This window comes from Bacillus sp. MM09(2025) (assembly GCF_050496725.1).
Classification (GTDB): Bacteria; Bacillota; Bacilli; order Bacillales; family Bacillaceae; genus Bacillus; species Bacillus pumilus.
In genome coordinates, this window is sequence record NZ_JBNWEN010000004.1 from 459,189 (window position 1) to 473,007 (window position 13,819).

At 41.3% G+C, this 13,819-nt stretch carries 12 protein-coding genes; 10 read left to right on the forward strand and 2 right to left on the reverse strand.

The features are described 5' to 3' along the window. Window positions 1-87: 87 nt before the first annotated feature. The 3 genes from ACQYAC_RS08765 (at window position 88) to ACQYAC_RS08775 (ending at window position 3,705) form a co-directional block, all read left to right on the forward strand. Window positions 88-1,266 (forward strand): MFS transporter, encoded by a 1,179-nt coding sequence (locus ACQYAC_RS08765; protein WP_429943120.1) that lies wholly within the window; start codon window positions 88-90, stop codon window positions 1,264-1,266. 108 nt (window positions 1,267-1,374) lie between these two features. Next, the gene (locus ACQYAC_RS08770; protein WP_429943121.1) at window positions 1,375-3,276 is read left to right on the forward strand and encodes a transglycosylase domain-containing protein; all 1,902 of its coding nucleotides are present in this window, start codon (window positions 1,375-1,377) and stop codon (window positions 3,274-3,276) included. Window positions 3,277-3,294: 18 nt separating this feature from the next. Further along, complete coding sequence (locus ACQYAC_RS08775) at window positions 3,295-3,705, forward strand: thiol-disulfide oxidoreductase DCC family protein (protein ID WP_058013804.1); 411 nt, start codon at window positions 3,295-3,297, stop codon at window positions 3,703-3,705. A gap of 40 nt (window positions 3,706-3,745) precedes the next feature. On the opposite strand, the gene ACQYAC_RS08780 is transcribed toward ACQYAC_RS08775, so the two are convergent. Next, a complete protein-coding gene (locus ACQYAC_RS08780) occupies window positions 3,746-4,303 on the reverse strand; it encodes a YufK family protein (RefSeq protein WP_044140810.1) in 558 nt (185 codons plus the stop codon). Between the two features lie 185 nt (window positions 4,304-4,488). On the opposite strand from ACQYAC_RS08780, the gene malK reads away from it, so the two are divergent. From malK to ACQYAC_RS08815, 7 genes are all read left to right on the forward strand, one after another. Beyond that, window positions 4,489-6,090: a malate sensor histidine kinase MalK gene (gene malK / locus ACQYAC_RS08785; protein WP_429943122.1), complete on the forward strand. Its 1,602-nt coding sequence runs from the start codon at window positions 4,489-4,491 to the stop codon at window positions 6,088-6,090. Beyond that, window positions 6,083-6,790, forward strand: coding sequence for a response regulator (locus tag ACQYAC_RS08790; protein ID WP_429943123.1), 708 nt, complete (start codon window positions 6,083-6,085; stop codon window positions 6,788-6,790). The genes malK and ACQYAC_RS08790 overlap by 8 nt, the downstream gene beginning before the upstream one ends. Window positions 6,791-7,184: 394 nt before the next feature. After that, window positions 7,185-8,267 (forward strand): BMP family lipoprotein, encoded by a 1,083-nt coding sequence (locus ACQYAC_RS08795; protein ID WP_180310173.1) that lies wholly within the window; start codon window positions 7,185-7,187, stop codon window positions 8,265-8,267. Window positions 8,268-8,426: 159 nt separating this feature from the next. Beyond that, window positions 8,427-9,962, forward strand: coding sequence for an ABC transporter ATP-binding protein (locus ACQYAC_RS08800; RefSeq protein WP_429943124.1), 1,536 nt, complete (start codon window positions 8,427-8,429; stop codon window positions 9,960-9,962). Next, the gene (locus ACQYAC_RS08805) at window positions 9,955-11,001 is read left to right on the forward strand and encodes an ABC transporter permease (RefSeq protein WP_429943125.1); all 1,047 of its coding nucleotides are present in this window, start codon (window positions 9,955-9,957) and stop codon (window positions 10,999-11,001) included. Before ACQYAC_RS08800 ends, ACQYAC_RS08805 begins: the two co-directional genes overlap by 8 nt. Further along, window positions 11,002-11,961, forward strand: coding sequence for an ABC transporter permease (locus ACQYAC_RS08810; protein ID WP_058013798.1), 960 nt, complete (start codon window positions 11,002-11,004; stop codon window positions 11,959-11,961). It abuts the gene before it with no gap. Between the two features lie 175 nt (window positions 11,962-12,136). Next, window positions 12,137-13,474 (forward strand): 2-hydroxycarboxylate transporter family protein, encoded by a 1,338-nt coding sequence (locus tag ACQYAC_RS08815; protein ID WP_003213451.1) that lies wholly within the window; start codon window positions 12,137-12,139, stop codon window positions 13,472-13,474. A gap of 71 nt (window positions 13,475-13,545) precedes the next feature. Here the strand turns inward: ACQYAC_RS08815 and ACQYAC_RS08820 are convergent, their stop codons facing one another. Continuing rightward, the gene (locus ACQYAC_RS08820; protein WP_012011099.1) at window positions 13,546-13,755 is read right to left on the reverse strand and encodes a hypothetical protein; all 210 of its coding nucleotides are present in this window, start codon (window positions 13,753-13,755) and stop codon (window positions 13,546-13,548) included. Window positions 13,756-13,819 lie beyond the last annotated feature (64 nt).

The window sequence follows — 13,819 nt, forward strand, 5'->3', positions numbered from 1 at the left end:
GTTTATTTTCCTTTATAATTATTAAGGAACACGAAATAAATAAAGAAGGTGGTCTCTATCACAAACAGGAAGAAAAACTTTTACATCATGTGGTTTGTGAACTTTTTTGTATCTGCCAGCATTACAATGATCGTCCCTTTTTTATCACTTTACATAGAATCTCTTGATAGCAGTTATTCAAATGAATTTGTCCAGAGATGGAGCGGATATGTCTTTGGGGTCACGTTTTTAACGGCCTTTCTGATTTCTCCGATTTGGGGACGGATTGGAGACCGGCATGGCTATAAAAAGATTTTGCTCATTAACGGGATTGGGATAGCAACAAGTATTCTATTAATGGGGCTTGTGCAAACTGTTTATCAGCTATTTGCCCTGCGGCTCTTCATGGGGCTTGTCACGGGCTTTATCTCGACTTCAATGGCACTCATCTCTGCACAGACAGAAAAAGCAACTGCGGGTAAAACCCTTGGCACGATGCAGATGAGTAATGTCGCCGGAGGATTGTTTGGCCCATTAATGGGCGGATTCATGGCAGACAGCGTCGGATTTATTTATACATTTTTCCTCACAGCGGCTCTCATTTATGCGTCAGCAATTGTGATTATTTTCGGAGTGAAAGAACAGCCCATCCGTTCAAAAGAAGCGAGGCGCGTTTCTTACTCACGGAAGGATGTGCTCGTTCATATTTTCAAACAGCCTTTGCTTGTCGTCACGATGCTATTAACGTTTATTACACAAGTAGGGAACTTTAGCATTCAGCCGCTTTTGGCTTTATACATTCATGATTTACACGGTCCTGTTAATCTCGCATTTTATGCGGGTCTTGCATTCTCTGCAACTGGACTTGGCAATTTGCTCTTTACACGAAAATGGGGAGATCTCGGAGATCGAATTGGTCACGACAAGGTGCTGCTTGCCCTTCTCATTCTCTCCTCTATTTTATTCATCCCGCAAGCAATGGTGGATTCCTATGCGATGTTAGTACTTTTCCGTTTTCTATACGGGATGGCACTTGGCGGGATTATTCCATGTACGACGGCGTATATTCGGATCAAAGCGCCTGCCTCTATGCAAGGGGAAGTGCTCGGATATAATGTCAGCTTCCGCTTTCTTGGGAATGTTGTCGGTCCGGTGATTGGCGGCATTGTCGCGAGTCATTACGGGATTCCAGCTGTCTTTTATGTCACCGCCGGTATTTTTCTATTTGGCGCATTATTTTTATGGGCAGTCCGCTCACAGTCGAAGGCAAAAGAAAGGAGTGTCTGACCCAGCATCAGATGCTCTTTTTTCTTGTGTAGAAGCCTTATTCACTAGACTTCAAGCCTATTCTTTTCTAAAAATAACCTTCTCGTATTCGCAAAAGAATGGTACGATATGGCTAGAAAATTGAAGAAAGTGAGTGACCTCATGTTTCGTGCAATGATTGGTTGGTTATTACTTGCTGCCCTCATTCCATTATTTATTCTGACTTTTTATCTATCAAAGGAAGAAGCTGCAAGTGTGAAGCCTGTGAACGAAGTGCTTGATCAAAAAATCAAGCTGGAAAAGATAGATTTTTCCCAAAACAGTTATATGTATGACCGGGATGGTTCCCTCATCTCCGAAATCGTATCAAACGATGAAAACCGAGTGTTCGTCACGTATGATAAAATTCCTGATCATGTGAAGGAGCTGTTCCTCCGCTCAGAGGACCGGAACTTTTATGACCATAAAGGCATTGACTTTATGGGAGTTGTTCGTGCCCTTGCCTCAAATGTGAAAAACCATGGCATCAGCCAAGGCGCAAGTACGATCACACAGCAACTATCTCGTAATTTATATTTAAGCCATGAACGTTCGTTCACCCGAAAGTTTACAGAGCTGCTCTATTCCTATGAATTAGAGCGGAAATTCTCGAAAGATGAAATTCTCGAAAGCTATTTAAATACGATTTATTTCAGTAATGGTGTTTACGGTGTCGGTTCTGCGGCTAATTACTATTTTGATAAGCCGCTTAGTTCTTTAACGCTTGCACAGATGGCATTTATCTCTGCGATTCCAAACAACCCAACACTGTATGACCCATTGAAGCAATTCAAACACACAAAGAAACGACAAGAACGACTGCTAGGTATTTTAAAGAAAGACGGCGTCATCACCAAAAAGCAATACAAAAAAGCCGTCAAACAAAAAATCAGCCTGTCCGTAAGTGAAAAGAAAAACCTTTACCCTGACTATGTGACATATGCCAATGAGGAATTTACCGATCTTGTGTCAGATCAGGAAGGCTTTACAAAACGCTTGAAGAAGGCCAAAACAGATGGAGCAAAAAAAGCCATTCAAAAAGAATTATCTGAAAAGGTCAGTGCCCTACTTCAAGATGGTGTCAAAATTTATACGGCACTTGATCCTTCCTTACAGCAACGAGCCGTCTATCAGCTCAATGCGCAATTACCTTACCAAGGTGTAGAAGGCGGATCAGCGGTCATAAATCATGAAACACATCAAATTGTCGCGCTTGCTGGCGGGAAGAATTATAAAAAGTTTGATTTCAACTACGCCTATCAAGCACAAAGACAGCCTGGTTCTGCGATTAAGCCGCTTTTAGACTATGGTCCTTACATCGACCAAACGGGTGCAACAGCTTCAAGCAAAATCAGTGCCGGCAAGTTTTGCAGCAGCGGATACTGTCCGCAGAACTATAGTCATAAAACGTATGGAACCGTCACACTTGAAACAGCCTTTAAGAACTCTTACAATACCCCTGCGATCCGAATGCTGGATACAGTTGGTGTCAAAAAGGGCTTTAGCTATTTAGAGAAATTCTCATTCGAACATATCGTCGCGGATGATTATCGCCTTCCTTCTGCACTTGGCGGATTTACGAAGGGCTTCTCGCCGCTAGAGATAACAGATGCGTATACCGTCTTTGGTAATCAAGGAGCTTACACGCAAAGTCATTCAATTACAAAGGTGACAGACTTAAACGGCAAGACCCTTTACAAGTGGAAAGAGTCACCGAAGCAAGTGTATTCTCAGCGGACAAATGACACCATGCGTAAACTGCTTGCCTCTGTTGTAAAAAGCGGAACAGGGAAAAAAGCGAATTTCAGTTCCCCTTACATTGGTGGTAAAACAGGAACATCCAATGACTACAAAGACATTTGGTTTGTTGGACTGACAGATCAATATACAATGGGTGTATGGGTTGGAAGAGATAGAGGAACGGTTGAATCTATTTACAGCTCAAGTCCGCACTTACGTATTTGGAAAAATACGATGCAATACGCCAGATAAACAGGAGGTTTGATTGCCATGCATTCAACACATCCACCCCATTTAATTTTATTTGATGGTGTCTGCAACGTGTGCAGCGGCGCTGTTCAGTTTGTGATTAAGCGTGATCCAAATGAGCGAATGATGTTTGCTTCATTACAATCAGAGACAGGGCAGCGCATTTTAAAAGAAAACGGTTTGCCTCTAGATGAATTCAATTCATTCATTTATATTGAAAAAGGCACCCTTTATACGAAGTCGACAGGCATCTTAAAAGCCATGCGGCATTTAAAAGGAATCTACAGATGGAGTTATTTATTCCTTGCCATTCCGCGCCCTATCCGTGATTGGTTTTATGAGCGGATAGCGAAAAATCGCTACAAATGGTTCGGTCAAAAAACATCTTGTATGATGCCTACACCTGATATTCAAAAACGGTTTCTATCATAAAAAAAGCATCCTCCACTATCGGAGGATGCTTTCTTTGTGTTTATGAAGGCAGACTAGCCATAACACTGTTATAAAGCTTAATAAATAAGTACAAAATGCCGATTAAAAACGTGGCCCAAAACAGCAAAATAAACATCATAAATCCAATTAAATTCAGCATGGAAAGCGATTGATAAATGCGGACCACAACCCAGATAAAATAGACAAGACCTGCTAAAACAAAGAGTCCGACAAGCAGAATCAGCTGCTGCGTCAGCAGAAATGCAAGCAAGCTGGCAAATAAATAAACAACGGATGCAATCCTAATTTTCTTTAAGTTCTCTCCTTCAGGATCTTTCGCGAAAAAGAGTAGTGCCAGCTCTAACACCGTATCTGCAATCAGTTTCAAGGCAGATAAAATCATAAAATAAACAAGTGCAAAAGCAGCAAAAAGAGCAAGCCTGATGCCCTGTTCCGAGAAAAATTCCAGCATCCCTTTTAAAATGCCTGCTTGAGTCAAGAAATCAGTCGTAATCCCTACTGTGAAAATTGAAAAAGCAGAGCTGAATAGTAAAATCGAAATCAGCGGAAAATATCCAGTCAAATATGTATTTTTCATAAATAGATCCTTTCTCATAAGCTCACATTTATTATGGCTCACTTAAAACGGATTGACAAGATGCTTTCAAAGTAAACTGGCAGCAAAACCAAATTTGTGATTTTGCACGTACATTCCTTCACAAACTTACATTTTCCCGTTAAAGTATTACTATTACGAAAAAATCGTGCGTTAGGGGTATACTCGTGAAAAAAACATTAAGATTACAAACTCGGCTGACGATTTTTGTTTGTATCGTTGTCCTGATCTCCCTTTGTATCACTTTCTTTACGATCTGGTCAGAAACAGCTAAGAATATTCATCAGCAGGAACGTGACATCGCCCTCTCCACTGCCAAAATGGTCGCAGAGGCTCCGATCACAGCGAAATCATTAAAAGAAAATCAATCGTATTCAGCACTGCGTCAATATACAACAAGTGTTCAGCGAATCACCAAAACCGAATTCGTTGTCGTAATGGATATGAACGGCATTCGCAAAACCCATCCAAATCCGCAGAAGATCGGGAAGCGATTTGCTGGTGGTGATGAAGAGCCAGCATTACAGGGTAAAGAACATATTAGTACGGCTTCTGGAACACTTGGCAGATCCATGCGTGCTTTTGTTCCGGTTTATGATCAAAATGGGAAGCAGCTCGGGGCTGTGGCAGTAGGGATTACGTTAAAGGAAATTGACTTGATCATTCATCAAAGCTTACTTCCACTCTACTTCGTCACATCGCTCAGTCTTCTTTCTGGTATCATCGGAGCACTCATTGTGGCAAGAAAAGTGAAGAAAATTATGTTTGGACTAGAGCCAGATGAGATTGCTACATTATTAAAAGAACGAAGTGCCATGCTAGAATCAACAAAAGAAGGGATACTTGCCGTCGATCAGCACGGTAAAATCAAGCTCGCCAATGCTGAAGCCAAACGACTCTTTCATAATATGGGCATTATGGTTGACCCTAGAGAACAAGATGTTCAGGTGCTCCTCCCTTCAAGCGGCTTAAAGCAAGTCATTGAAACACGCAAGCCGCTGCTTGACCGCGACGTGAGAATGAACGGACTGGAGCTCGTCTTTAACGAAGTCCCGATTACAGTAAAAGATGAAATTGTCGGGGCAATCGCCACCTTCCGTGACAAAACAGAAGTCAAACACTTGGCTGAGCAGCTGAGCGGAGTCAAAATGTATGCAAATGCCCTCCGTGCTCAGTCGCATGAATTTATGAACAAGCTTCATGTCATTTTAGGATTGGTTCAGCTCAAAAACTACGATGACCTTGGCACTTATATCAAAGATATTGCGATCTATCAGCAGACGGAGACAAATGAAATCATCAACCATGTGAAAAACTCTGTTTTAGCAGGATTTTTACTAGGAAAACAAAGCTATATCAGGGAACAAGGCGCGACCTTAGAAGTCATATGCAGCACACAAGTCCCAAATTCAGAGGACCCAGCAGTGACGCATGATCTCATCACCGTCATTGGCAACCTGTTAAATAACGCACTCGATGCTGTTTCTCATACTGAGACGAAAAATATCTCGATCTCATTCCGATACGTTCAGGAGCAGCTTCATATTGAGATTACAGACACAGGTGTTGGTCTCACAAAAAAAGAACAAGACATCATGTTTGATCAAGGCTTTTCAACTAAAGGAGAAGATAGAGGATTCGGTCTCTACTTCGTTGACCAAAGCATCAAAAAATTGAACGGACATCTGATTGTCACGAGTGAAAAAGGAGAAGGAACGACCTTTAGTCTCCGCATTCCGTACAAACAAAAGGAGGATTCACATGATTAATGTGTTAATAGTAGAAGATGATCCAATGGTTGGGGAGCTGAACAAACGTTATCTGACCCAAATCGAGGGTTTTGAATTAAAAGGGATTGCCACTTCTTTTCAGCAGGCACTGGACACCTTAAAAACAGAAGCCATTCACCTCGTACTGCTCGATATTTATATGCCTGGACAAAATGGACTAGCATTATTATCAGAAATTCGCAAGCAAAATCATTCGGTTGATGTCATTGTCATTTCAGCCGCCAATGAAGTCGACGTAGTCCAGCAAACGATGCGCAACGGAGCTGTTGATTATTTAATCAAGCCGTTTGAATTTGAACGTTTCCAATCAGCGCTCTCAGAATATAAACGGAAACACGCCTTGTACCAAACAATGAACAGCATCTCGCAAAATGATTTAGATGCGAAGCTCTTTCATAAAAAAGCAGAGACGGAAAAAGTCCTTCTGCCAAAAGGCCTGACCAAAAGCACACTCAAACTCATCTGGACAAGTATTCAATCATTCGGTCATCATGCTTTCACGACCGAAGACCTAGCGAATCATACAGAAATTTCTCAAGTCTCCATTAGAAAATACTTGAAATTCCTTGAGGACATCGAAGTAGTTGATGTTGAAATGGCATATGGGACAATTGGACGTCCTGTTTTCCAATATAAACTCAATACAACTAATATGAATTTAATTCAGCAATATCTATAATTTGACACATCTGACCTTATATAAAGGCCAGATGTTTTTTTATGGAACACGATGTGACAAACCCCTTGATATCAGTGGTTCCACTGTAGTAGAGCACATCACAAAAGCGGCATTATATCATATTTCAGCACATAAAAAGACATTGAATTTCGCCTTTTAACATTTTTTTAAAAATAAAACAAATTTCTATTTATTTATTCGATTGGAAATGATAAATTATGATTGATTAGTTCAACGAGATATAAGTCTGATGTCTTACATCTTCTCTCCTGACCTCCATAAGTTTCAGGAGAAAACAGGATAAAATACCCTATTCAGAAGGGTGAGAAGAGGTAGATCGGTCTTTTTTCGCGAGACTTTTCTGAAACTTTTAAATTTTATAGGGGGTTATGTTTTGAAGAAGCGCAAAATTGGACTAGCATTGTCCTTAGTCGTAGCAGCAGGAACCATCCTTGGAGCATGCGGCAACTCTGGCTCAAACAGCGGTGAAAGCAAAAAAGATAAAGATCAATTCACTGTTGCAATGGTAACTGATGTCGGTGGTGTCGATGACAAATCGTTTAACCAATCAGCTTGGGAAGGTTTACAAGCATTTGGAAAAGACAACAATCTAAAAAAAGGTAAAAACGGCTTTGATTACTTACAATCTAAATCAGACGCTGACTATACAACAAACTTAAACACACTTGCTCGTGAGAAATTCGACCTGATTTACGGAATTGGTTTCTTAATGGAAGATGCTATATCTGAAATTGCGGATCAACGTAAGAAAAACCACTTTGCTATCGTTGATGCAGTCGTGAAAAAAGACAACGTAGCAAGCATTGTGTTCAACGAAAATGAAGGATCATTCCTTGTGGGTGTTGCGGCTGCTCTTTCTACAAAATCAAACAAAGTTGGTTTTGTCGGCGGCGTTGACTCTGAATTAGTCAGAAAATTCGAAGTTGGCTTCCGTGCAGGCGTTGAAGCAGCTAATCCGAAAGCAAAAGTGGAAGTGAAATATGCTGGTGCATTCGATAAAGCAGACATCGGGAAAGCAACAGCTGAAAGCATGTACAAATCTGGCGTCGACATCATTTATCACGCAGCTGGCGGAACTGGAACTGGTGTCTTCACAGAAGCGAAAAACCTGAAAAAAGCGGATCCTAACCGTAAAGTTTGGGTCATCGGTGTAGATAAAGACCAGTATGACGAAGGAAAAGTACCTGGAACAAAACAAAGTGTCACCCTTACTTCTATGGTTAAGAAAGTAGACACAGCGGTACAAGACTTAACGACAAAAGCAAAAGAAGGTAAATTCCCTGGCGGCGAAGTGATCACTTACGGTCTGAAAGAAGGCGCTCTTGACATTTCTCCATCTCAGGACAACCTAGATAAAGATGTATTAAAGAAAGTAGAAGAATGGAAACAAAAAATCATCAAGGGCGAAGTGAAAATCCCTGCAACACGTGATGAACTAAAAGATTTTAAAGCTTAATTTGAGCATCGGGATAAGCGCGTCTTATCCCCTTGCCTCTCCTTTACCTCCTCTTTATTCGTAAAAGGTGGTAAAAGAAAAGCTGCAGCCTCGTTTTGCAGCTTTTCTTTTGCTAGTTTTTATCTTCATCAGCACCCTAAAAAAGGAGCGGTTAAACCTGTGGATTATGTCATTGAAATGTTGAATATACGCAAAGAATTCCCTGGCATTGTAGCAAACGATAACATTACGCTGCAGCTAAAAAAGGGCGAAATTCATGCGCTGCTTGGTGAAAACGGCGCTGGAAAATCAACGCTCATGAACGTGCTTTTCGGTCTTTACCAGCCTGAAAAAGGTGAAATCAAGGTTCATGGAAAACCTGTGACCATCTCTAGCCCGAATGATGCAAGTGATTTAGGCATCGGTATGGTGCATCAACACTTTATGCTTGTCGATACCTTCACCGTCGCTGAAAACATCATCTTAGGAAAAGAGCCCAAGAAATTTGGAAAGATCGACAAAGAACAAGCCATACAGCAAGTACAAGAGCTTTCTGACCGCTATGGTTTAAAAATAGACCCTGCCGCAAAAGTATCTGACATCTCTGTCGGCATGCAGCAGCGTGCAGAAATTTTAAAAACACTTTATCGCGGCGCTGATATTTTGATCTTCGACGAACCAACAGCCGTCTTAACACCTCAAGAAATTAAAGAACTCATACAAATTATGAAAAACTTAATCAATGAAGGCAAATCCATTATTTTAATTACGCATAAACTGAAAGAAATTATGGATGCCTGTCACCGCGTCACCATTATTCGAAAAGGCCAAGGCATTCGTACACTTGATGTGGAAAGCACAAACAAAGATGAGCTTGCAAGCCTCATGGTCGGTCGTGAAGTTTCATTTAAGACGGACAAAAAAGAAGCCTCTCCTGCTGAGGAAGTACTTCAAATTCAAGACCTTACGGTAAAAGACGCGCGAGGTATTGAAGCGGTGAAACAGCTCAACCTCTCAGTAAAGGCTGGAGAAATTGTCGGTATTGCTGGAGTCGATGGCAATGGTCAATCTGAATTAATTGAAGCCATCACTGGTCTAAAAAAATCAGAGACTGGCACGATCATGCTAAACGGGAAAGCCATTCAAAATCTTCCGCCTCGTAAGGTGACCGAATCTGGAATTGGACATATTCCTCAAGACCGTCATAAACACGGACTCGTGCTTGATTTTTCAATAGGAGAAAATATTTCCTTACAAACATATTATCAGCGTCCATACTCAAAATTTGGCTTGATGAATATGAAAAATATTTACCAAAAGGCAAAGCGAATCATTGCCGAGTATGACGTCAGAACACCGAGTGAATATACAGAGGCGCGCGCCCTGTCAGGTGGGAATCAGCAAAAAGCCATAATTGGCCGTGAAGTTGACCGCAATCCTGATTTATTAATTGCCGCTCAGCCGACACGTGGACTTGATGTTGGTGCGATTGAATTTGTTCATAAGCGCCTCATTGAGCAAAGGGACACAGGCAAAGCCGTCCTGCTCATCTCATTTGAGCTTGATGAAATTATGAATGTCAGTGATAAAATTGCTGTTATTTTTGAAGGCAGCATTATTGCCATCGTTGATCCAAAAGAAACAACAGAGCAAGAACTTGGTCTATTAATGGCTGGAAGTACGCAACAGGAAGTGGGGAAAGAAGCAAATGTCTAATCGTTTAACAAATCTGCTCATTCCGCTTATAGCCATTGTACTTGGTCTTTTTGTTGGGGCCATTATTATGCTGGCAAGCGGTTATAGTGTCATCGAAGGCTATGGCGCCCTTTGGAATGGCGTCTTCGGTGAAACCTATTATATGGGAGAAACCATCAGACAAGTGACACCTTACATTTTATCAGGACTTGCTGTTGCTTTTGCATTTCGGACAGGTCTCTTTAATATCGGTGTAGAAGGTCAAATGCTGATTGGCTGGGTAGCTGCTGTATGGATCGGTACAACTGTCCATGCACCTATGTACATCCACCTGCCGCTTGCACTCATCACCGCAGCTGCTGCTGGTGCATTATGGGGCTTAATCCCTGGGTTTTTAAAGGCTCGTTTTTATGTTCACGAAGTGATTGTCACGATCATGATGAACTACATTGCCCTTCATGTGACAAACTATTTGATCTCAAATGTCTTAACGAATAATAAAGATAAAACAGAAAAAATCGATGCCACTGCCTCGCTTCGCTCTGGTTTCTTTGAACAAATCACCGATTTCTCTCGGATGCATAATGGTATTTTTGTTGCCATTATCGCTGCGATCGTGATGTGGGTCATTATTCAAAAAACCTCTAAAGGCTTTGAATTGCGGGCTGTTGGAATGAACCAGCAGGCATCCCATTATGCCGGTATGAACGTTCGCCGCAATATCATTTATGCGATGCTCATTTCAGGTGCTTTTGCAGGTCTTGCAGGCGCCATGGAAGGTCTTGGTACATTTGAATATGCTTCAATTAAAGGCTCGTTTACCGGTGTAGGTTTTGACGGAATCGCCGTCGCTTTATTAGGTGGAAATACTGCTGTTGGTGTTGTTCTTGCTGCACTGCTGCTTGGTGGATTGAAGGTCGGTGCTTTAAACATGCCGCTTGAATCTGGTGTGCCGACTGAGGTCGTTGATATTGTCATTGCGATCATTATTCTTTTCGTCGCCTCAAGCTATATTATCCGCCTTGTGATGAACCAAATGAAGAAAAAGGGGGGAAAATAAGTGGGATTTCTGCAAATTCTTGAAATCATCGTCCCAGCAACACTTGTCTATGCTGCACCACTTATTTTAACCGCTCTTGGAGGCGTCTTTTCAGAAAGATCAGGTGTCGTGAATATCGGTCTTGAAGGTTTGATGGTCGTCGGAGCATTTTCCAGTATTATTTTTAACTTGTTGTTTGCTGATACGTTTGGCGCCTTGACCCCGTGGCTTGGGCTCCTCGTCGGAATGGCGATTGGCGGATTGTTCTCTTTGATTCATGCAGTTGCGACCATTACATTCCGTGCTGATCAAACGGTCAGTGGTGTTGCGATTAACATGCTGGCACTTGGTGCTACACTGTTTGTTGTGAAACTCATTTACGGGAAAGCTCAAACAGATAAAATTACAGAGCCTTTCTATAAAGGTGATATTCCCCTTTTAAGTGACATTCCGATTATTGGCGATATCTTCTTTAAAGATGTTTATTATACATCCATACTCGCATTAGCGCTTGCGGTTGTTGCTTGGTTTGTTTTATTTAAAATGCCGTTTGGTCTTCGTCTTCGTGCAGTCGGAGAACATCCAATGGCTGCTGATACAATGGGAATCAAAGTGTACCGGATGCGCTATATCGGCGTCTTTATTAGTGGACTGTTTGGAGGTCTTGGCGGAGCTGTTTATGCGTCGACCATCGCCCTTGATTTCTCACATGCGACCATTACTGGACAAGGCTTCATCGCACTAGCTGCTCTAGTCTTCGGTAAATGGCACCCCTTCGGCGCAATGGGCGCTGCTTTATTCTTTGGATTTGCTCAAAGTTTAAGCATTATTGGCTCTCTCCTGCCGCTATTCCAAGATATACCGAACGTGTATATGCTCATTGCACCATATGTGCTGACCATCTTAGCACTCACTGGCTTCATCGGCCGGGCAGATGCACCGAAAGCACTTGGGACACCTTATTTAAAAGGAAAACGATAATTACGATGTATGATCAGTCCCCTGAAGGATAAACTACCTTCAGGGGATTTTTGTATGATAAAAACATAAAAACTCCTGTTTATTTTACTTTTATTACACTTAATTTAGTTTAATAAATAGATGAGTGTCACAGAATCTTCTACAATTGAGACAAATAGCATTTGGGGGTGTTTATGTGGCTAATACACAACAATTGAAATCGATTACAGACGATTCTGACAATAATAAAAGCGTTTTCCGTAAGATCATGTCTTGGAAAATTGGTGTTATTGACTTACCTGTGTATTTAGTACTTGCAGCGATTATTTTAACTGCCGCTTATTTTAATAAAATTCCAGCAAATATGCTTGGTGGTTTCGCTGTTATTATGATTTTGGGGATTTTCCTTGGAGATATAGGACAACGTATTCCGATATTAAAAGATATTGGTGGACCGGCGATTCTTTCTTTATTCGTACCATCGTTCCTGGTCTTTTTTCATGTTCTGAATCCGAACTCGTTGGAAGCGGTTACGTCTCTCATGAAAACGTCGAACTTCCTTTACTTCTATATTTCTGCTCTTGTAGTAGGTAGTATTCTTGGGATGCAGCGAACTGTTTTAGTACAAGGCCTTATTCGTATGTTTGTTCCTCTTGTTGCAGGAACAATTGCAGCTGTGACTGCCGGAATTCTTGTTGGTCTTTTAGTTGGTTACACACCGCATCATTCGTTCTTCTTTATTATTGTTCCAATTATTGCTGGTGGTGTTGGAGAAGGGATTTTGCCATTATCTATTGCTTATTCACAAATTCTTGGTGTATCAGCAGAGTCATTAATTTCTCAATTAATTCCTGCTGCCGTCATTGGGAACGTCATTGCCATTATCTGTGCTGGCGCAATGAAGAAGCTTGGTGAAAAACGTCCTGAACTAAACGGGAATGGTCGTCTTGTAAAGTCTAAAGAAGCAAATGAAATTTTTGAACAGCCTGATATGGATCCAAAAGTTGATTTTGGGTTAATGGGTGCTGGTGTACTTGTTGCTTGTACAACGTTCATTTTTGGTGGTTTGTTAGAAAGCTTTGTTCATATTCCAGGTCCAATCTTAATGATAGTCCTTGCCGCTTTAATCAAATACTTAAACGTGATGCCTCAGCATTTGCAAGATGGCTCACAGCAGTTCTACAAGTTTGTATCAAGAAGCTTCACATGGCCACTTATGGTCGGTCTAGGGATTCTATACATTCCACTTGATGATGTAGCAACAGTGATTTCTATTCCATTCGTTTGTGTATGTATCGCTGTCGTTCTTGGAATGGTTGGTTCTGGTTACTTCGTTGGGAAATTGATGAACATGTACCCAGTAGAATCTGCGATTGTGACAGGCTGTCACAGTGGACTTGGCGGTACTGGTGACGTTGCGATCCTTTCAGCTTCCGGAAGAATGGGTCTCATGCCTTTCGCACAAGTTTCTACACGTCTTGGCGGAGCAGCAACTGTGATCTGCGCAACAATCTTACTTAGAATGTTTACTTAATCAAACAATAAAAAGCATGGGCTCTATTATGAGCACATGCTTTTTTTATATTTCTTTTCTCCTATAAGGATTTATTCTTCAGCAGAGACTACACGTATATATTCTCTTGGCTGAAATGGATATTGTCTTGCTTCTTGATAGGTCATATAGAGAAGATGTTCTGAAAACAACGGCCATTCACTTTCCGCCTGCCACCTTTTTTGATCATTTCGTTCTATGAAGAATGCTCCTCCTAAAATCGTGCAGAATATGCTTAAGCTGATGCCCGCTTTTAGTTTCATGTAATCAGCTCCTTTAAGAAAAGCATGTACGAAATACAAAACAATATACAACGAGTTTTATTTT

Excerpts from the sequence above, each read along its gene's own strand:
- ACQYAC_RS08765 (WP_429943120.1), top strand. The coding sequence starts at position 88 with ATGTGGTTTGTGAACTTTTTTGTATCTGCCAGCATTACAATGATCGTC.
- ACQYAC_RS08770 (WP_429943121.1), top strand. The coding sequence starts at position 1,375 with ATGGCTAGAAAATTGAAGAAAGTGAGTGACCTCATGTTTCGTGCAATG.
- ACQYAC_RS08775 (WP_058013804.1), top strand. The coding sequence starts at position 3,295 with ATGCATTCAACACATCCACCCCATTTAATTTTATTTGATGGTGTCTGC.
- ACQYAC_RS08780 (WP_044140810.1), bottom strand. The coding sequence starts at position 4,303 with ATGAAAAATACATATTTGACTGGATATTTTCCGCTGATTTCGATTTTA.
- ACQYAC_RS08790 (WP_429943123.1), top strand. The coding sequence starts at position 6,083 with ATGATTAATGTGTTAATAGTAGAAGATGATCCAATGGTTGGGGAGCTG.
- ACQYAC_RS08805 (WP_429943125.1), top strand. The coding sequence starts at position 9,955 with ATGTCTAATCGTTTAACAAATCTGCTCATTCCGCTTATAGCCATTGTA.
- ACQYAC_RS08820 (WP_012011099.1), bottom strand. The coding sequence starts at position 13,755 with ATGAAACTAAAAGCGGGCATCAGCTTAAGCATATTCTGCACGATTTTA.